Source organism: Clostridiales bacterium (genome assembly GCA_015243575.1).
Taxonomy (GTDB): domain Bacteria; phylum Bacillota; class Clostridia; order Peptostreptococcales; family Anaerovoracaceae; genus Anoxybacterium; species Anoxybacterium hadale.
The window spans coordinates 969,226-989,400 of sequence record CP042469.1 but is presented as its reverse complement, the minus strand read 5'-3'; the positions used below and the strand labels follow the sequence as shown (position 1 = coordinate 989,400).

12 protein-coding genes are annotated in these 20,175 nt (G+C 42.9%); 2 read left to right on the top strand and 10 right to left on the bottom strand.

All coding sequences use genetic code 11. The annotated features are described in order from the left end of the window. From FRZ06_04280 to FRZ06_04265, 4 genes are all read right to left on the bottom strand, one after another. Positions 1 to 2,118: a diguanylate cyclase gene (locus tag FRZ06_04280; GenBank protein QOX62617.1), complete on the bottom strand. Its 2,118-nt coding sequence runs from the start codon at positions 2,116 to 2,118 to the stop codon at positions 1 to 3. Positions 2,119 to 2,168: 50 nt separating this feature from the next. Continuing rightward, positions 2,169 to 3,596, bottom strand: coding sequence for an extracellular solute-binding protein (locus tag FRZ06_04275; GenBank protein QOX62616.1), 1,428 nt, complete (start codon positions 3,594 to 3,596; stop codon positions 2,169 to 2,171). A gap of 292 nt (positions 3,597 to 3,888) precedes the next feature. Then, the gene (locus FRZ06_04270; protein QOX65823.1) at positions 3,889 to 4,614 is read right to left on the bottom strand and encodes a YebC/PmpR family DNA-binding transcriptional regulator; all 726 of its coding nucleotides are present in this window, start codon (positions 4,612 to 4,614) and stop codon (positions 3,889 to 3,891) included. Between the two features lie 167 nt (positions 4,615 to 4,781). Continuing rightward, positions 4,782 to 9,005, bottom strand: coding sequence for a 2-hydroxyacyl-CoA dehydratase (locus FRZ06_04265; GenBank protein QOX62615.1), 4,224 nt, complete (start codon positions 9,003 to 9,005; stop codon positions 4,782 to 4,784). A gap of 290 nt (positions 9,006 to 9,295) precedes the next feature. Here FRZ06_04265 and FRZ06_04260 point away from each other — a divergent pair, with 290 nt between their 5' ends. Beyond that, complete coding sequence (locus tag FRZ06_04260; protein ID QOX62614.1) at positions 9,296 to 9,913, top strand: hypothetical protein; 618 nt, start codon at positions 9,296 to 9,298, stop codon at positions 9,911 to 9,913. A 36-nt stretch (positions 9,914 to 9,949) separates the two neighbouring features. Here the strand turns inward: FRZ06_04260 and FRZ06_04255 are convergent, their stop codons facing one another. From FRZ06_04255 to FRZ06_04245, 3 genes are all read right to left on the bottom strand, one after another. Further along, on the bottom strand, positions 9,950 to 12,001 hold the full coding sequence (locus FRZ06_04255; GenBank protein QOX62613.1) for an S-layer homology domain-containing protein: 2,052 nt from the start codon (positions 11,999 to 12,001) through the stop codon (positions 9,950 to 9,952). Positions 12,002 to 12,162: 161 nt separating this feature from the next. Further along, positions 12,163 to 12,918 (bottom strand): exodeoxyribonuclease III, encoded by a 756-nt coding sequence (gene xth / locus FRZ06_04250; protein QOX62612.1) that lies wholly within the window; start codon positions 12,916 to 12,918, stop codon positions 12,163 to 12,165. A gap of 181 nt (positions 12,919 to 13,099) precedes the next feature. After that, the gene (locus tag FRZ06_04245) at positions 13,100 to 13,606 is read right to left on the bottom strand and encodes a DUF2512 family protein (GenBank protein QOX62611.1); all 507 of its coding nucleotides are present in this window, start codon (positions 13,604 to 13,606) and stop codon (positions 13,100 to 13,102) included. Positions 13,607 to 13,797: 191 nt separating this feature from the next. Here FRZ06_04245 and FRZ06_04240 point away from each other — a divergent pair, with 191 nt between their 5' ends. Next, positions 13,798 to 14,694 (top strand): YitT family protein, encoded by an 897-nt coding sequence (locus FRZ06_04240; GenBank protein QOX62610.1) that lies wholly within the window; start codon positions 13,798 to 13,800, stop codon positions 14,692 to 14,694. 161 nt (positions 14,695 to 14,855) lie between these two features. On the opposite strand, the gene FRZ06_04235 is transcribed toward FRZ06_04240, so the two are convergent. The 3 genes from FRZ06_04235 to FRZ06_04225 form a co-directional block, all read right to left on the bottom strand. Beyond that, positions 14,856 to 18,266: a HAMP domain-containing protein gene (locus tag FRZ06_04235; GenBank protein QOX62609.1), complete on the bottom strand. Its 3,411-nt coding sequence runs from the start codon at positions 18,264 to 18,266 to the stop codon at positions 14,856 to 14,858. A 452-nt stretch (positions 18,267 to 18,718) separates the two neighbouring features. Continuing rightward, positions 18,719 to 19,000, bottom strand: a complete 282-nt coding sequence (locus FRZ06_04230; GenBank protein QOX62608.1) for a DUF503 domain-containing protein — start codon at positions 18,998 to 19,000, stop codon at positions 18,719 to 18,721. Between the two features lie 211 nt (positions 19,001 to 19,211). After that, positions 19,212 to 20,174, bottom strand: coding sequence for a transketolase (locus tag FRZ06_04225; GenBank protein QOX62607.1), 963 nt, complete (start codon positions 20,172 to 20,174; stop codon positions 19,212 to 19,214). Between the last annotated feature and the right edge of the window lies 1 nt (position 20,175).

Below are 20,175 nucleotides of genomic sequence, written 5' to 3'. Positions count from 1 at the left end.
TTAAATTGTTCCTTCGCAGTAATACCCCTTCTCGTTTCGCTTCGCTTCATACATCAATTCATCGGCTTTATTCAAATATTCATCCAGTGTTGTTTCGATCGGTCCTACCCAGACAAGTCCTGCTGATACAGCAGCAATCCCCTTGCTTTGATCAGGATAAGTCATCGAATCGGACTTAAGTCCCATATAAAAGGTTTCAATGGAATGCCTTATATCTTCCTTGGATTCACGATCATAAAGAAGCAGTGCAAATTCATCTCCGGAGCGTCTGCCAAGTACCTTGCCCTCTGCCGTGATCATTTCCAAGTGCTTGACCGCTTGTTTGATATAGAGATCTCCCCAACTATGCCCATAGGTGTCATTGACTGATTTCAGATTGTCAAGATCGAACATCAGGATTGCGGCGGCCAGATTCTCATTTCTTTTCAAAAGCCCATCTTCCATCTGCAGATGAAGGGCTTTTCTGTTCAAAATACCTGTTAGAGGATCAATATCCCGTTCTGTCATAATCCTCTTCTTTTCTGTCATTTCATCGGTAGCATCCATAATAACACCAAGAGTTGTTGCATCCTTCCTGGCTAATTTGATTTTCAGCCATCTTTCGGGATCGCAGCTAACAGAATAAATATCCTCTTCCTCTTCTTCGGGGTTGCTTAGTAATTGATCAATAATCCGTGTAAAACGTTCCTTATCCGCTGTGATAACTTCCGTTTCGGCAGAGCTTAGCGATAAAAGGAGAGGAAGCTGATCCGTGAAAAAAACACTTTTTTCATTGTCACTGTACTCAAACACACCGAGAGGCAATCCAACCATTTCGATAATTTTCGACATTCTACCGGATGTTTCAAGAAGCATATTACTGGTGGATTGAATAATCTTAAGTAATTCATCCACTTCTTTCAGCCCTGTTTTTTCAAGCTCGATCCTCTTGCCAGTATTTGTCTCTTTCGTCTTCCTTGATACTAGAATGATCGGTTTTGTAAACCGGTAACTAAAGAAATACGCAAAAACTACTCCGATGAACACGGAAGCCAGCATCGATACCACCAAGATCGATTGAATGGTCGTCACATAGCTGAGCAGATGATTTTCACCCATAATTCCTATGAGGTACCACTGACTCTGCTGAAAGGGCGTATTATTGTTGTAGAGGCCAAGGCTTTCTATCGAAAGATAAATATTGCCCTTCAGATTGTGATTCTCCAAGATATAAATTGAATTTTCCAGATCCCTAGCCTTATATTCCAATGGCTGCCCATTCTGAGCAATCCTCTTTTGAATGGCTCTTGTCAGCATAATTGGCTCGATGTTGTCCTCTTGCGCTTGACGATATCCCAACATATAACCATAGGAATCTTTCATCTGCAGGTCTGTTGCCGGCAGGAACTTTGATAGATACTGTTCCGATACTTCTACTCCCACAATGCCGATGAGCCGGTTTTCGTCATCGAACAAGGGTCTTGTATAGGTAATGATGGAACCATCATCGGGAGAAAGATGGAAAGGCAGACTCCAATATCCCAAAAGATTTGCTGTCGATGTCAGAGGCGCCTTACTCAATGGCATCTCATAAAATTCAGATGGCAGCGCACTCATATCCATCCGATGTTTCCACATTCTGTCCAGTGGAATCTGCAGGCGGTTGGCCAGTCCAGAAGGGCCAAAAATGTAGTAGAGATCTCTGTTGTTATAGTCGTTGAGAACAGGGTCATAATCCCTGATGTATAGGGCTTCTTTGGCTTCATCCTGAGCATCCCCCTTTTGATTCAGGATGACAAATACACCTGTTACCTGGGTTGCTCTCAGCATGGAAATCAAAGGATCACTAATCTCCAGAAAAAATTGATCCGAATTGCTCTCCTTATCATACCGTTCCGAAATTTGCTCAACATAAGGATCCATATTCATCCAGCGGTACTTCATTTCCCGTTGAAGGTAATCCTTGCGATTTCTTACCTTTTCGGAAAATGAGTTATAGGAATTTTGTTCCGCCTGGCTGATCACTCCGCCAATAATAAGAAAAAATGTCAGTAAAGCCGCTTGCCCGATAATAATTACTATGGTCAGAGTCGTCAGTCGAAACGCAATTGATTTCCGATCCATATTCAAATGTTTCATTTCAAAGCCTCTCAATTCTGTTCTGCTGTTTGCAGGTTCCCAACCATATTCTATCGATTCCTAGACAAAGCGGACTGGATGCTGCCTGTAAATTCCTGATACCAACTGTCAAAATGTTCCTTCCCGCAAAGTTCATCGATTACAGCCTGTCTGTTCTCTCCTTCATTGACACGGTTTTCAAGTGTTTCTAGATCGTGCTTCACGAGTTCAAAGAGACTGGATTCTAGGATAGAACGGATTTCATAACTACTTCTAAAAGGTTTATTTCCATACAAGGTATAGGAATTTAGCATATCGATTGCTGCCTTGATGGTTTTTGTTACAGTAACATTGGCGCGATCTTCTTCCTTCATTTCATTCAAGATAGCACCTGCGTCAAGCGCCTCTGTCTTAACAGGTAGATAACCCGTTGCCGCCGCAAATTCAATATTTTGAGGAACATTGATGAACCATTTCAGAAAAACCGCTGCTGCATATTCATGAGCGGCATCGCTTCTTGCGATGCACATACCGGCCCCCTGCTGAACGACATAGGCTTCCCCTTCCTCATAATGGGGATAAGGCAGTGCCATTACTTCTATAGGAGTTGAATCTCCGTCTCGCTCCACTTGCCCCGGGAAATAGGATGCGCCCGCTGTAGATCCGGTATAGGCAGCTATAGCTCCCGTTCTCGCATCATCGGAGCTGAATCGTCCCGATTTAGCATAATAACCATTTAGAAAGGGAACATAATAATTCTTCCAAATTCGGTAGGCCGTGTCCTCACTCAGATTCAGAGTTGCATCAAACTCATTGTAAGTATACATCTCCTCGCCAAGCTGCATGGCCGAAATCAACATAAAGTTTGCATTTGCATCTAGACTGAAGAATGGTTTTCCTGTAGCTTCGTAATATTTCTTCGCGGTCTGTGCAAGCCCCTCCCAGGTGGAAAGATTTGATATATCAGCCCCTGTTTTTCCCGCAAACGCATCCCAGTAGGTTTTATTCAGGTACAGAACTTCTGTAGACTTAGCGATTGGCAAGATTTTCAGGGCACCTTCTTCTCCAAAGTATCCTTCTGATAAGAATTCTTCTCTGATTTCACCAAGCTCTTCTTTTGTGAAATATTCGTTCAAATCCGCAAGCTCAGAAATCTGATCGACGCGAAACGCATTATCTGGATAAGAAGCAAAGATGTCAGGCATTTGCATGGCTCCGATTTCTTCATTTGCAGACTCAAAAACAGCATCCGCCAGTTCATTGACGTCACCATAGCTTTGGGCTTCCACCACAATTCCCTGTTCTGCACCGATCGTCTCATTAAACCTGGAAACAAGTTCGTCAAATTTTACTTTGACGGTTCCGTTATAATAATTCCAGACGGTTATGGTAATGGGTTTTTCGGGATCCAGAAGCTTATCCTGAGTGGATATGCCGCAAGATGAAGTGATCATCAAAATACATAACATAAGCGAAATGAATTGGATTTTTTTTATCATCGTATACTCCTTGATCTGAATTGATTCTTTGATTACTTCTCTAATTCGTAAATCCCCAATTATTTTTTAACCTTCGCTTTTTCGACAGAAACTGCTATAAAAATAGCTTTAATGACTCAATTCTACTACTGTCTGAAACTTTTTACAATATTTTATATTTTGATTCTACTATGATTTCACCTTATTATTGCAATGAAAACCCCCGGTGATTCGATTAAATCCCTATATCACCGGGGGAATTGGTTGATTTATATTTTTTTGAACAACGAACGTATCAAATATATAGTTCTGATTAGTCCTCTAAATCCAGACTGCAGTTGTGATATACCTTCTGCACATCGTCATTGTCTTCCAGGATCTCGATCATTTTCTTCAGATTCTTGATGTCATGCTCATTCGTTGGCGCGGATTCCATGGAAGGAACGTATTCAATGTCTGCCTCAACAAGCTCGTATCCTGATGCCTTTAATGCATCAGAAACCTCATCAAAGGCATCCGGAGTGGTCTGCACTTCAAAAGAATCTTCATGCGTAAGCATATCATCTGCTCCGCTTTCCAAAGCTGCTTCCATCAGTGCATCTTCATCTACACCATCGGTTTTCTCGATCAGAATAATTCCTTTTCTTTCGAACATGTAGGATACACAGCCCGGTACCCCAAGGTTCCCGCCGTATTTGTCAAAAGCATGCTTCATTGCAGCGGTTGTCCTGTTTCTGTTGTCGGTGAGAACATCGACGATAACCGCCACGCCTCCAGCACCATAACCCTCAAAGCTGCCTGGCTCGTAGGTTTCCCCCGCAAGCTCGCCGGTTCCCTTCTTGATCGCTCTAGTAATATTGTCATTCGGCATATTGATGCCCTTAGCCTTATCGATGGCATGCTTTAATGCAATATTATATTCAGGGTCACCGCCGCCCTTTGCAGCTACTGTAATAGCCCTGGCATATTTTGTAAAAACCTGCGCTCTTTTATTATCCTGAGACGCTTTTCTGTTTGCAATTGTTCCATGTCTGCCCATCAAACAATTCCTCCTGTCTATCGATTAATATCATGATTTAATATTTCGAACGGAATCCCTGAAATGAATGTAATTACAGCATTTCCCGGTTTGTGATTCCCGCCTTTCGGCAGTCCCGTTAAAATCAACGGAGTAATTATACCACATCGAAAACGAAATTACAATTTTTACTTCTCTTTTTCCAAATTGCGGTAAGCAGTCGCCATCATCAGCTTGATCCGATTGAGCTGGTTGACGTCACTTGCGCCGGGATCATAATCGATGGCTGCAATATTCGCCATCGGGCTATACTGCCGCAAGGCTTTCATCATACCTTTTCCTGTTACATGATTGGGAAGGCATGCAAATGGTTGGAGGCAAACAATGTTTTCTACACCGTTGTCGATGAGCTCCACCATTTCACCGGTGAGCAGCCATCCCTCTCCGCACTGATTTCCAAGGGAAATGATGCGGCTCGCTTTTTGTGCCATCTCCTTAATAAAGAGCGGCGGTTCAAAGCGCTTGCTTTGTTCAAGGGCTTCTCTGGCAGGTTTTCTGAAATATTCAAAAACCCGAATCGCAGCCGCATTCCCTAGCATCGTGCTGTATTTCCCGCTCAGTTTTCTGAAATTGAACTCTTTGCTGTACATACCGTAAAGGAAGAAATCAATGAGATCCAAAACAACTGCTTCGCCGCCTTCCTCTTCGATAATTCCAACAATATCGTTGTTTGCGGTGGGATGATATTTTACAAGGATTTCACCGACAACGCCGATCTTTGGTTTTTTCACATCTCGAAGCGGGATCTTGTCAAAGTCCTCAACAATATCGTGAATATATTTGTTAAATTTGCGTACGCTTCCTTTTTCAATATTCACTTTTGCTTTTTTTGACCACTTTTCAAACAATTCGTCAGCTGAGCCTGGGACAGCCTCATAGGGTCTTGTTGCATAGAGCACCCTCATCAGCACATCGCCATATACCATGCCCATCAAAATCCGCTTAATCAGCGGAAGCGTAAATTGGAAGCCCGGGTTTTTTTCAAGGCCGGACATATTGATTGAAACTACCGGAATTTGCTCCATCTTCAGCTCACCAAGGGCTTTTCTAAGCAGCGAAACGTAATTGCTGGCACGGCATCCGCCTCCTGTCTGAGACATAGCAATCGCCGTTTTATTCAGATCATATTTTCCGGATTTCAGTGCGGAAATGATCTGCCCAAGCGTTACAATTGTAGGATAACAAGCATCGTTATTGATATATTTCAGTCCCTCTTCTACTGCATGCTTATCAACAGAGGGCAGCAAAACCGCTTGATAACCTCCATGATGCAGCGCCGGTTCTAAAAACTGAAAATGGATGGGCGACATCTGCGGAATCAGCAGCGTGTAGTTCTTCTTCATTCGATTCGTAAAGAGTTTGCGTTTGTAAGGAGAATGATTTTGGATATACTTTACGTTGTTCTTCTCCCTTTCGTCCATTGCTGCTTTGAGCGATCTGATTCGGATCTTTGCCGCTCCTAAATTGGAGCCTTCATCAATCTTCAGTACCGTATACAGCTTGTTTTTATTCGTCAGAATTTCTTCCACCTGGTCTGTAGTCACAGCATCTAGTCCGCAGCCAAAGGAATTAAGCTGAATCAGCTCAATATCATCATTTCTCCCTGCCACCTCCGCAGCGCGATACATTCTGGAATGATACATCCATTGATCAAGCACCCTGATGGGGCGATTCAGTTTGGCGAAATGAGCCACAGAATCCTCAGTCAGAACGGCCATTCCAAAGGAATTAATCACCTGATCGATCCCGTGGTTGATTTCCGGATCGAGATGATATGGTCTGCCTGCCAGTACAATTGCCTTTTTATTATTGTCCTTGATATATTTTATGGCGTAAGCACCGTTCTTTTTAATATCGTCCTTAAATCGTTTATCCTCTTTCCTTGCAGCCTTCACTGCCTTACTGACTTCATTAAATCCAATGTGAAGACTTCTCATCATTTCGTAAAGCTGGCGGCTCAGTCTGATGTCATCGTCATACGGGAGAAATGGGTGGCTGAATTGCACCTCATTCTCCTTAAAAATTTCATCCATGTTGCTTGAAATAACCTCGGGATAGGTGGCAACGATGGGACAATTGTAATGATTCGGTGCACTGTGATCTTCAATCATCTCATAGTTCACACAGGGATAGAAAATCCATTTTACTCCATTATTGACAAGCCACCTAATATGACCGTGAACCAATTTTGCAGGATAACATGCGGTATCGGAGGAAATACTCTCCATTCCAAGCTCATAAATGTCTTTTGTGGAAACAGGAGAAAGCACAACTCGAAAGCCCAGGCTGGTAAAAAAGGTGAACCAGAATGGGTAATTTTCATGCATATTGAGTACACGAGGGATTCCAACGGTACCTCTCGATGCGTAAGCTTCTTCCAACGGTTCATATGAGAACAGCCGTCTGTATTTGTATTCAAAGAGGTTGGGAAGATGCTCCCCCTTTTTTTCCAGTCCGGCTCCTTTATCACACCGATTTCCCGTGATAAACCTTCCCCCGTCATTAAATTTGTTAATGGTCAGTAGGCACTTGTTTTCGCAGCCCTTACAGCGTGTATGGGTATTGGTGACGGTGAAGCATGCCATTTCAGCAGACTTGATGATTGCTGATTCGGTACCTTCCACATAATTTTCTCTCGCATTTAATGCAGAGCCATACGCCCCCATGATCCCTGCGATATCCGGACGAACGACCTTCCTCTCCATGATCTGCTCAATACTCCTCAGCACGGAATCATTCAGAAAGGTTCCCCCTTGCACAACGATCTTGTTGCCAGCCTCTTCTGAGTCTCTCAGCTTGATCACCTTGTATAAGGCATTTTTTATGACGGAATGGGACAAACCTGCGGAGATGTCACCGATGGAGGCCCCTTCTTTCTGGGCCTGCTTGACCTTGGAATTCATAAATACCGTACAGCGAGTTCCCAGGTCAACAGGGGATTCTGCAAAAAGTCCTTCTTTTGCAAAGGCTTGAACGCTCATATTGACCGATTTTGAATAGGTTTCTATAAAAGATCCGCACCCGGAGGAGCAGGCTTCATTGAGCATGATATTATAGATTGCCCCATCCTTGATCTTCATACATTTCATATCCTGACCGCCGATGTCCAAAATGAAATCAACTCCGGGCAGAAACTCCTCAGCAGCTTTGTAGTGGGCCATGGTTTCAATTTCTCCCATATCCACATTAAAAGCGGTTTTGATCAGCCCCTCACCGTAGCCGGTCACTGTCGCATTGGCAATATATGCGCCATCAGGCAATAGAGAATAAAGCTCTTTGAGCATGACAAGAGTTGCTTCCAGCGGCTTTCCTTCATTGTTCTTATAGAAGGAATATAAAAGATACTTCTCATCGTCAATGAGCGCTGCCTTTGTGGTAGTAGAACCGGCATCAATTCCAAGAAATACTTTTCCCTTTGCCCGCTTGATATCTCTTCGTTTTATTTTATTCTTATCATGCCTTCCTTTAAACTGCTGGAAGTCGTTAAAATCTTTAAATAGCGGTTCCATATGCTTCGTTTCAGACATGGAAGCAAGGTCAGCTGCATCAATTTTGGTCAGAATGCTCTCAATATTCACAGGTGAATTTTTTGCTGAAAGCATGGCTGCGCCGATTGCAACGTAGTATTGGGACTCGGCTGGAAATATGACCTGCTCCGGCTTGAGATCCAACGTCTCCACAAAGCGCTTTCTTAATTCGGATAAAAATGACAAAGGTCCTCCCAGAAACGCCACATTGCCTCGTATGGTTCTTCCGCAGGCCAATCCGCTGATGGTCTGATTGACAACAGCCTGAAAAATAGACGCAGATAAATCTTCTATCTTTGCCCCTTCATTGATCAACGGCTGTATATCTGTTTTTGCAAAAACACCGCACCGTGCTGCGATGGGATAGATCATTGTATAATTTTTCGCGCTCTCGTTTAATCCCTGCGCATCAGTGTTTAAAAGCACAGCCATTTGATCGATAAACGCACCTGTGCCTCCTGCACAGGTCCCATTCATCCTCTGTTCAATGGTAGGACCGTAGAACGTGATCTTTGCGTCCTCTCCCCCCAGTTCAATGGCTACATCGGTGTTGGGAATCAGCGATTCCACCGCGGTGCTGCAAGCAACTACCTCCTGCTCGAAGGGTATACCGAGCAAAGTCGAGAGAGCAAGTCCTCCCGATCCTGTAATGGCAACGGTTGTTTGGATATCTTTATAAGTATCGTACAGCTGAGTCATAAGCTCAGAAACTTTTTCAAATATGTTGGACATGTGACGCTCGTATCTGCTGAAAACGATTTTGTCATGTCGGTCAAGCAACACGAGTTTAACTGTTGTCGATCCAATATCAATTCCTAATTTCATAAATTGTCCGTATCCTCCTGCCTGTTATAGAGCAATCGCAAAAATCAAGCGATCGGCGATTGCATACCATAAAAATGTTTTATGGTATCCGCCATCCGCATTTTCGGAATTCACGCTTTTCATGCCGAAATTCTCGCGGGGCACTTAATCTGTATCATAATCGCAAAATCAAGCTATCGGCGATTATTATACCATATGGAACGTCTAAAATCAAAAAAATAAAGATTCCTGACAGAAAGTAAGTTCTGCCTCTTCCACAATTCCTTGTAATTTTATATAATACCCTTATTATGATAAGCACAATCAGAAAAAGCACATACAAAGCGATATACAGACTGCTTGACAAGGTCAGCCCCTTACCCGGAGATTGCGGGCAGCTTTGCGGTGCCGCATGCTGTACTTGCGGCGGAGATGATACCCAAGGAGATGGTCTGGATTTTGATATGGGGATTTATCTCCTGCCCGGCGAAGAAAAGCTGTTTACTAGAAAGGAAGACTGGCTGAAATGGAGCGCCGAAGATGCAGAGGATTATGAATTTCCTTTGTCCTGGACCGGAAAAGTATATTTTGTACGATGCAAAACACCGCCCCACTGCCCGAGAGCGCTACGGCCGCTGCAGTGTCGTTTTTATCCCCTGGCACCCTATCTAACAGAAGAAGGTCAGCTTGAGTTAATTCTCTCTCACACGGAACTTCCCTATCGATGTCCTCTGATCTCAGAATCCATGCCGCTGCAGCCTTCCTTTATTCAGGCGAATCGTACGGTCTGGAACAGATTGATTCAGGATCCGCTAATCAAGGATCTTGTAAGAATGGACTCAGAAAACCTGAGAAAGCGAATGAAAAGAAAAAAACGAAAAATCGAATTTATAACAGTACAACATACAGAAAACCGCCCGGTTAAATAACTAGGCGGTTTTCATGTTAGAGAAGTTTCTCCCCCTTTACTTTACCTGAAGTGCATTGTAGATGATCGTCGCGGCTTCTGCGTTGGTCACCTGATTTGCTCCATTGAATCGTCCGTTCTTATCCCCCTTCATAATCCCAAAGCCATAGCTGATTGCCGCATATCCTTTATAAGCATCAGATACGCTGTCTCTGAATGGATTTATAAAGATTTCAGGATGCTCCGCAGTCTTGCCCTGGCCAAGAAAACGAACAGCGAACTTAGCTGCATTCTGTCTGGTCAAAGCTGCATTTGGAGCTTTTTCGTTCTCCTTGATAATCTTATCATTGATCAGCATTTTGTAAAAACCATCTTCATCATAATATGCCTGAATCGGTGCATATAAAAATCTCAAAAAGTTCAATTGTGTTATTTTTTCGTTTGGATTGAACTTCTCCCCTGTGAGATAGTACCCGTTGTCAAGCAGTTTTTCGATGGTTGCTTCAGCCCAATGTCCCTGAATATCTGAGTAAGCTGGCACAGAAGCATCTTTATAAGGCTTTCCGTCCCATCCCAATTTCGCACCTGTCACAGGATCAATTAAGAAATTTCCCGTGGATTTAACAAAGTCATAAACCAGAGCAGGCTCTCCATCATTTACCTTTCGGTAAACCAGTCCCAGCTGGCCATCCTTATTAAATGCATCAAAAGCTGCTTCACTGGTGATGACCTTATCAATGCTTGGGAATGTTACGTTGTCGAACCAGCTTAAGTCATAGTGTGTGATCATGCCGCTCGCCTTGTTAACGATGACGGTAAAACCATTCCCAACAAAATCAATGCCGTTCGCCTGTCTATAGTAATTGAAGCTGTAATCCGTGACGTTATCCATCGATCTATAGAGAACATAATTGGGGGTTTCGTAAAATCTTGATTGTGCAAACTTCTCTGCTGCCACTTTCTTCATGAAGGCTTCTGCTTTTTCTTTCGCTTTTGCTTCTGTCAATGCAGAATTCCCCTTGGAGCTGTTTTCATCGTACAGATAAAAAGAGGTCATTTCTCCCGTCTTGGCATTTACGACTCCGTAAGCGCCATCGAAACCGATTTCCCAAAGATATTTGTCCGCTTCGTTATAGCTTTTGGACAGGGAAGAATTGGTTACCTTCATGCTGCTTGTGATTCCGGGAATCGACTCTCTGAGAATACTTTCTGCTTTTTCCTTAGAAATCAAGCCCGCCAAGCTATCCACTGCGACCATCTCTTCCTTCGTCAGCTGGTTGACGTTGGCTGCTGACTCTGTCTTTGCCATTCCGTATCCGCCTGCATCTTTGTAGAAACGAAAATCGTTGTAGACCTTTACCGCTTCGCCTGTTTTAGCATCAATGACCTTGCTGTTCTCTCCGGAACCTGCATAAGCTGCAAATACGGTGAGCAACTTTTTATTGTAATCGTAATTGGAATAATAGTTAAGCGGAACCTTAATTTTTTCCAGATAAGCTTTCTGGGCTTCTTCCAGACTGATGATGTCGCTGGCGGCCGGAAGCTTTGACAGGTCTTCTCCAGAACCCTGGAAGTTATACCCGATGACTTCTCCGTTATACTTATCCACTTCCACGCTTGCTTCAACATACGCAACGACTGCATCATTTTTGTATAGATTGTAACGCAAAGAATGTCTGTCGGTACTGGAATAATCATTATCCTTAGCAACGCGCATTTGCGGAGCAATGTCAGGTCTCACTTTGGCAAGAAATGCTGCAGCAGTTTTTTGTGCAGCCTCTTTGGTTACAGTCCCCAACCCCTCATTGGTCTTATCTACATACTTATTATAATTGATCAGATAACCGTTATTTTCGACGGTGGCAGAAATTCCTCCGCTATAGTCACTTTTGTTCCAGTTCAAATACCAGACTGTTATCGTCTTTCCATTTTCCTCATACTGATTCGATGAATACTGAAAGTCTTTGAAATCACTGGGTATAGTGACAACATTCTTTACCTGATTGATGGCCTTTTCCAGGCCTGTACTGTTCATCTCGGCTGCAAACGCAGGACTGGCAGAACCCAAGACTAAGCTGAATGCCAGCATGATACCGATTAATTTTTTCACTAATTCAAAACCTCCTTTACGAATTGATACTATTAAGACGCATTTCTATGTCAAAAGTTCCCCGGAAATAAAAATATTTTTCATCTCCGGGGAACCAATTATCTAAGGAAGCGACGATTGAATCGATTGTGCACACCGAATTTACCAGCGTTTTCCCTAAACTATAGTTCAATGTCAAGCATGACAGGACAATGATCACTGCCGAAAACCTGATCAAAGATTACGACATCCTTAATTTTATCCTTGATCCTGTCGGATGCCAGGAAGTAGTCAATCCGCCACCCGGCATTGTTGGCTCTTGCATTGAAGCGATAGGACCACCATGTATAGATGCCTGTTGCATCCGGATAGAGATGACGGAAGGTGTCGGTAAAGCCCGAATCAAGCAGCTCTGTCATTTTTGCCCGTTCCTCATCGGAAAAGCCCGCATTTTTTCGGTTAGCAGCAGGATTCTTTAGGTCTATCTCTTGATGTGCCACGTTCAGATCTCCACAAATAATCACCGGCTTTTTCTCGTCCAGTTCTGTCACGTAGCTTCTAAATGCATCCTCCCATTCCATACGATAATCCAATCTTGCCAGCTTTTCCTGGGAATTGGGCGTGTATACTGTAATTAGATAAAATTCGGGAAATTCCAATGTGACCGCCCGGCCTTCCTTATCATGTCCCTCTGCATTGATATCATAATTGATACTGATCGGTTTTTCTTTACTAAAAATCGCTGTGCCCGAGTAACCTTTCTTTTCTGCACTATTCCAATACTGTTCGTAACCCTCCAGTATGATTTCGACTTGGCCTTCCTGCATCTTAGTCTCCTGAATGCAGATACAATCAGGATTCTGTTCTTTACAAAAATCCAAAAACCCTTTGCCGAGGCAGGCTCTTAATCCGTTTACATTCCAAGTAATCAACTTCATATCAGTTCCTCCGTTCTTCGAAATATGTTCTCTGAGGCGCGTCTGAAAACTGCTTGTGCAGGGCAGAGCAGTTTTCAGACACGTCCTAATAGAGCTTACATGATTTTATCATAAGTGACAAAAAAGGTAAAGGCAGCCTGAAGAGGCTGCCCATGGATCAAACTTTAAAATTCTAAAATTGCTATAGTCGATTTGTGTTATTTTTATAATCGCTGCTGTTGTTCTCGTTGTAAATCCCTTTATCCGGATGATCTCTTCCGATATGAGGATGGAGTTCATCTGCTGTTTCAGTCTTAAAGTTAAAATTCGTTGGTCTGAAGATTTCTCCGCCGGATTTTTTCTTTTCAACAATGTGGGATTTTACAAGGTACATGTGATAAAAATATTCCACCGCTGCGACGACGGCCGCAAACACTAAAATCGGTGTCCAATAAGCGTAAGTCACAGGGAAAAATAATAGTGCAATGTATGCCGTTGCACCCGAAATAACCCCATTGATCAAAGATGCTGCTAAATTGCCGAATCGAGAAAGTACCCACATATCTCCTATTGCAAAACTGAGAAGCGTTGCGACAACCCCGATGGAAATAAGCGTATAGACCGCAATGGTTCCAAATATTGAAAAAGCAATCCAAGCTGCGACCATGGTATAGATAAATTTGATGAGTAAAGAAACTGCATTTTTCATTTTCAAGTTCTCCTTTCCAAGATCTATTTTTTAGGAAAGCACTGATTGAATGCGGATTGAATCAGCGTTTTCGTAATTATTTTTCCCATAAAAATGTGAATCATTCCAGATATATCTTCCTTGATTGGAATCATGCAATTTGTTTTTTGGGTCAACCTAATAAATGAAACAATCCAAGAAGGGAAAGAAAAATGAAAAGAAGACTAAAACCTGCTAAACATCATTTACGAAAAAAACAGAAACGACTTGATCGAAATTTTTTTAAGATCTGCAGGAAGTTATTATCGATTACCGTAGGTGCTGCACTGGCTTCCATAGGGCTTGAAATCTTTTTAATTCCAAATAATATTATTGACGGCGGCGTTGTCGGAATCTCTATCATGGCTTCCTATTTGAGCGGTCTTCCTGTTGGCCTTTTTTTGCTGGTGTTGAATCTGCCCTTTCTGTTTTTGGGCTACCGTCAGATCGGCAAGACTTTTGCCTTGTTTACTCTATATGCGGTTATTTGTCTTTCTGCAGGAGTCTCTCTGCTCCATGTCTTCCATGGCATGACAGATGATGATATCCTGGCTGCGCTTTTTGGAGGTGTGATTCTAGGCATGGGCGTCGGTCTGATTATCCGAAATGGGGGTTCACTCGATGGCACGGAAATTGTTGCAATCATCTTTGACCGCAGAACATCCTTTTCTGTCGGTGAAATCGTAATGTTTTTCAACCTTTTCATCCTAAGCAGCGCAGGTGTCGTCTTTGGCTGGGAAAATGCAATGTATTCTCTTCTGGCCTATTATGTGGCATTCAAAACCATTGACGTTACCATAGAAGGTTTGAATTCTACAAAGGGTGTATTCATTGTTTCAGAACACTATATTGCTATTTCAGATGCGATAAAAGCCCGTCTGGGTCGAGAATACACAATTATTAAAAGTAACGATGACAAAAACTATACCTATACGATTTTCGTCATGATAACGAGGCTGGAAATCGCCAAGCTGAAATTAATTGTATCCAGTTTTGACAAGGATGCCATGATTGCCATTTCCAGTGTTGAAATCGAAGGAAAGCGTTTCCGAAAAAAGGCCATCCATTAATAAAGGTATTTCAATTTCCTTGATTCCCTGCTTGCGGATAGCATAAAAAATCGCATCCCGTTCCATAGATACGGGATGCGATTTGTTGCATTCAAGGATAAGACGTACCCTTGCCGGCAAATTGGCGGAATAAAAATACTTCATTTCGCAAGTTTTAATTCTTAGAAACGGCTGGAACCGCTTTCCAGATGCATCTGCCTGTCTGGTGACTTCAGCAGATCGTTTCGAAGGCTGAACCTTCCAACCATCTCCTTCAGCAGCTCTGCCTGTCCTGACAGTTCTTCACTTGCTGCCGCACTTTCTTCTGCTGTAGCAGAGTTATTTTGTACAACATTGGATACCTGCTCGATCCCCTTATTGATTTGGGAAATGCCCGTAGCCTGTTCGTTCGACGCCTGAGCGATACCCTCAACAAGGGTTGCAGCTTTTTCTATCTCTCTGACAATCTCGTTCAAGGCGGTCGCAGTATTATTCGCAAGCTTGATTCCTTTTTCCACATTATTGATGGAACCACCGATCAAGTCAGAAGTACTTCTGGCCGCTTCGGCACTTCTTGCAGCAAGATTTCTAACTTCTTCTGCTACTACCGCGAAGCCTTTACCATGCTGTCCTGCTCTTGCAGCTTCCACCGCCGCATTTAATGCAAGAATGTTAGTCTGGAACGCGATATCATCAATAACCTTGATAATCTTGGAAATATTTGTAGAGGAAACATTGATATCTTCCATCGATTTCAACATATCACCCATCTGACCATTTCCCTTTTCCGCGCTGACCTTGGCCACCGAAGCAAGTTCATTTGCCTGATTTGCATTCATGGCATTCTGCTTCGTCTGTGCCGCAAGATCCTCAATGGATGCTTTTAATTCCTCGATGGAGCTAGCCTGCTCAGTGGAACCCTGAGACAGTGCCTGACTGCCGTTTGATACCTGCCTTGAACCAGAGGATACCTGCTCTGCCGAAGTGTAAATATCTCCCAAAATCAGGTTGAAGGAATCAATAATTACATTCAGAGAGCCAGAGATATTTGCAAAGTCTCCAGCGTAATCTCTAACTTTTTCCTGGGCCAGATTTCCGCTTGCTATGCTTCCGATTACCTCGGTCATTTCTCCTATGATATCATTAAGCATTCCTGCAGTTTTATCCACCGCTTTGGATAGCTGGTCAAACTCGCCCTGATAGCTGCCCTGTATCACCGCCTGCAGATCCCCGCCGGAAATTCGCTCCATAACCTCTGAAACATCTCTAAGCGGCTTGGATACCTCTATGAGAATGCTGTTCATGCCATCTACGAGATTCTTCCACGCACCCTGGAACAATTCCGAGTCAGTTTTCGTATCAAGCTTTCCTTCTGTGACCGCTGTCGTCAGCAACAAGGCTTCCTTGATAACATACTGAATATTTTCAATCAGCCGAATGATTGATGGCATCAGCGTATCATTTTCACTTCTTCTTCCGATTGCTTTTAGATCATCCAAGTCGCTTAACTCACCGTTGGAGATATTATTCACGACCCGGATAACATTTCTCACGGTGTCGGATACAGAGTTGATGGCTTCTGCAATTTCTGCATAGATGCCAAGGTACGATCCTGTAACCTGCTTTGTATAGTCATTTTTACTCATATGAACGAGAATATCTCTGCCTTCAATGAGTCCTCCCAGACCATCGATACAAGCATTGATGCTGCCCATGATGTCGCTAAACTCACCCTTGTATTCCTCCTGGATTTTTTCCGGTATTTCTCCGTTTCCGATCTGCTTCATATAGTCTCCGCAGATTCGCAGAGGTCTGATGATATTGGCAAGAGAGCCGTCAATACTGCTCATGATCTCTGCATAAACACCCTTGTGCAGTTCAATCTCCGGCTGATAGGAGAAATCTCCGTTAAACGCAGCCTGGGTCAGTTTTTCCGTCTCTGTGGTGAGCAAGCCCAAGGATTCTCGAACCATCATCAGATGACCGATCAATTGTGCATACTGGCCTTTATAATTGTTTTCCAGTTCCTCGAGTTGTTCACCATTGGCAATTTTTTCAATGTAGTCAAGAGCCGTATTCAAAGGATTTACAATACCATCAAGGGTACTGTTGACTCCTTCGATGATTTCTTTGAACCCTCCTTCAAAAGCATCTGCATTTCCTCTCGTATTGAGATCACCATCTGCTGCTGCCTCTGTCAAAGTCTGGGTTTCATTCACCAGCGCCCTCAGGTTCTCTACTATGGAACGCATGCTGTGCGCCAGGACATCCTTTTCTGATCTTGGCTCAATTGTCACAGATAAATCTCCGTTGGCGATTTGCTCGCCGGCAGCTGCCTGTATTTTGATGTTATCCACCATTTTTTCAAAAGATGTCATCAAGTCGCCAATTTCATCCTTTGAAACGGATTTGATTTGGATATCAACATCTCCCAAGGAAACCTTATCTGCCACCTCTTTTAACTCTTTTAGAGGTCTGCTGATATTTCTGCCGATGAACAGCCCGATCAATATAATACCTGCAAGCCCAAAGCCGATTACCAATATTAAGAACAGCACACTATTCTTAATTGTTTGGGCTGCTTCTGCTTCCTTTTGTGCATTATCATCATTTACAAGTGCGCTGATTGTTTGGATTGCTCTTTTATGTATCTCGTAATTTGGTCGTAATTTACCTGTTAACAGCTGCTGAACTTTTACGGTATCACCCTCAAGTGCTGCAGGGATATATTCCTTTTGCGCAACGTCAAAGAATTGTGTAGCAGGTATATACGAGTTTTCTAAGAAAGCCTTTCTGACATCAGCTTCCTTTATGTTCTCTGACCAATATTCATGTTCTCCCTCATATTGTTCTTCCAGCGCTTTGATCTTATCGGCAAGTTCAAGAACATAAGCATGGTTTCGAGTATTCGCAATGTCTAGGATCAAAGCGTAAGATTCGATAATATATGCCTGAGGTGGATTGATATCTGCTATCAGATCTTTTCCAGAAATAATCTGCAGATATAAATCTCCATTTATTTTTATCTTATTGATCGCGTAAAAGCTGAATGAGCTTACAAGCAGAATACAGATAATAAACATAATTACAAGCACTGACAGTTTTTTGTTAATTTTCATATCCCTAATCATTAACCCCAACGCAGATACATTGTTTTCATTTTTGCTCTTTACACGAGACTTCGTATTTCGTCCCGAACCTTTTCGAATTCCTTTCGAGAGCAATGGAATTTTTTTACTGATTTTTTCATCATTTATTTCACTTGTCTGATCCATATATTCCAGGTCAGCAGCAGTTTTGTCTGTGCTCTGGAGCATCGGTTCTGCTGCCTCAAGGTGTATTTCCGCTTTCATTTCCTCCGCAGCCTCTTCGAATTCTGAATCAGCATCAGTTGACAGCCTGCTATCCGCGCCATGCTCCTGCTCGATAACAGACTCAGCCGTCCTCTCATTGACAGTCTCAGCCCCCTGCTTCTCCTCACGGGCAGGCTGATCCGTTTCCTCCTTGTCTTTTTTATTCTCCTCAATCATTGCTTCGTTGATCTCAGTTTGATTGTCTTGCGTAAAATCGATCAGATTTGCATCTTGCTTCATTCGTACTACTCCTTTCTGTGATTAATGCATATTCCGATATTTCCCGACGATAACTCATCTTTGCGCTCCGCCGCAGCACATGATCACCTCCCAAAAGCTGAGCCGCCATTTTAATTTATATATGCATACTTATTCTGCCCTGATCGGCAGCACCAATGGAATGGTTCTATCGATAAGAATTAATTATAAAGAAGAATTTTCCCCTCTTTTTATTATCGGCTGTATACAGACAAAAATTAGTCGTAAATTACTGAATAATGATAAAATTTACTAATTTAGTCGTCAGAATATTTAAAATGAAATTATGGACTATTCTGGATGTGTAGCAATATCCTGCTATCCTCATTTCGTTTGAACGATATCTCTTTGACTAAAGTGAAAATAGAATAGAATGGCTCTTACATTACGAGAATCAAAATTTTTGTGAAGAGCCGGATCTTTCTGCTGAATGACTATCTAAGTTCTCTTCGAAGATTGATCAGCTCTGCCTCCGTATTCTCCTCTATAAAAGCTATGACGTGATCAATGATGCTGTCCGCTTGTGCCGTGCTCCCTGCTGCGCAAACAATACCAAGAGCGATGCTTTGATGCAGGTCTTGGTCATCTACTTCTATCACAGAGACATTGAAATGATTGGAAATTTTATTGGTCAGACTCTTTACGATCATACGCTTTTCTTTCAATGAATGAACCCAGGGAGCATAGAGTTTTAATTCGAGGGATTCAATTATCATAAAGCGACCTCCTTGTCGGTATAATGATCTGCAGTTCTTATTCTGTCCAATTGTATTCAGTCTACTCGAAGTTTCTATTTTTTTCAACTAATTTCGACTTTTAATCAAAACGAAATTTAGTATTTTTACAATCAAAGCAAAAAAAATGCCTGATGGAACATCACGAAGATTCCAGTCAGACATTTTTAGTGGATTTATAATTTTCTAAACTCTAAATCATCTCTTTAACTTTTGAGACAATACCCTCAGCGGACATGCCGTAATGGGCATATACCTTATCCGGATCACCGAGAAGTGCAAATTCATCCGGTAATCCCATCTTGCTAAAACTTCCTGTAAAACCTCTTTCACAAAGTACATCTGCAACGGCTGATCCCAAACCACCGTTGATCGAGTGTTCTTCAATGGTCAGTATTGTTCCGGTCTCTCGAGCGCATTTCATAATCAATTCAGTATCCAGAGGCTTGATCGTATGCATGTCAACCACCCTCGCATGGATGTTATCGTTCAGCAGCTGTTTTGCGGCCATCATAGCCCAATAAACGCTTGAACCTGTTGAAATAATGGCGCAGTCATCACCTGGCACAGTTTCGATTCCTTTCCCGATTTGGTACTCGTAATTTGAATCCGCGTAAACATCAGGGGATCCTCCCCTGTTAATTCTGATGATCATCGGCCCCTGGTGCTCCATGGAAGCTCTGATGGCCTTGATACACTGTCCGGCATCGGCGGGGACCAGAATGGTCAGATTGGGAATCGCCCGATACAAGGCAAGATCGCAAACACAATTATGTGTAGGTCCTCCACCTGCCGTCAAGCCGGCATGAGTTCCAATCAGGCGAACATTCACGTCGTTATAAGCAATATCAGTGTGAATCTGATCTGCTGCCCGAAGCGGAAGAAATGGTCCAAATACTTGTGCAAAAACCGGCGGACCTGTCAGCGCCAGCCCACAGGATGCTCCCACCTGGTTTGCTTCTGCGATTCCAAAGTTAAAGCAGCGGTCAGGATATTTTTTAATCAATTTTCCAGCTGCGGAAGAAGGGGCAATATTATCGCTGTATGTAAAGACAAAATCCAAACCCTCGTCTGCCATTTTCATCAATTCTTCTCCATATGCTTCCCTCGCATTGGACAGCATCTGATCAAAATCAAAGGTAGTCTGTACCGTCATC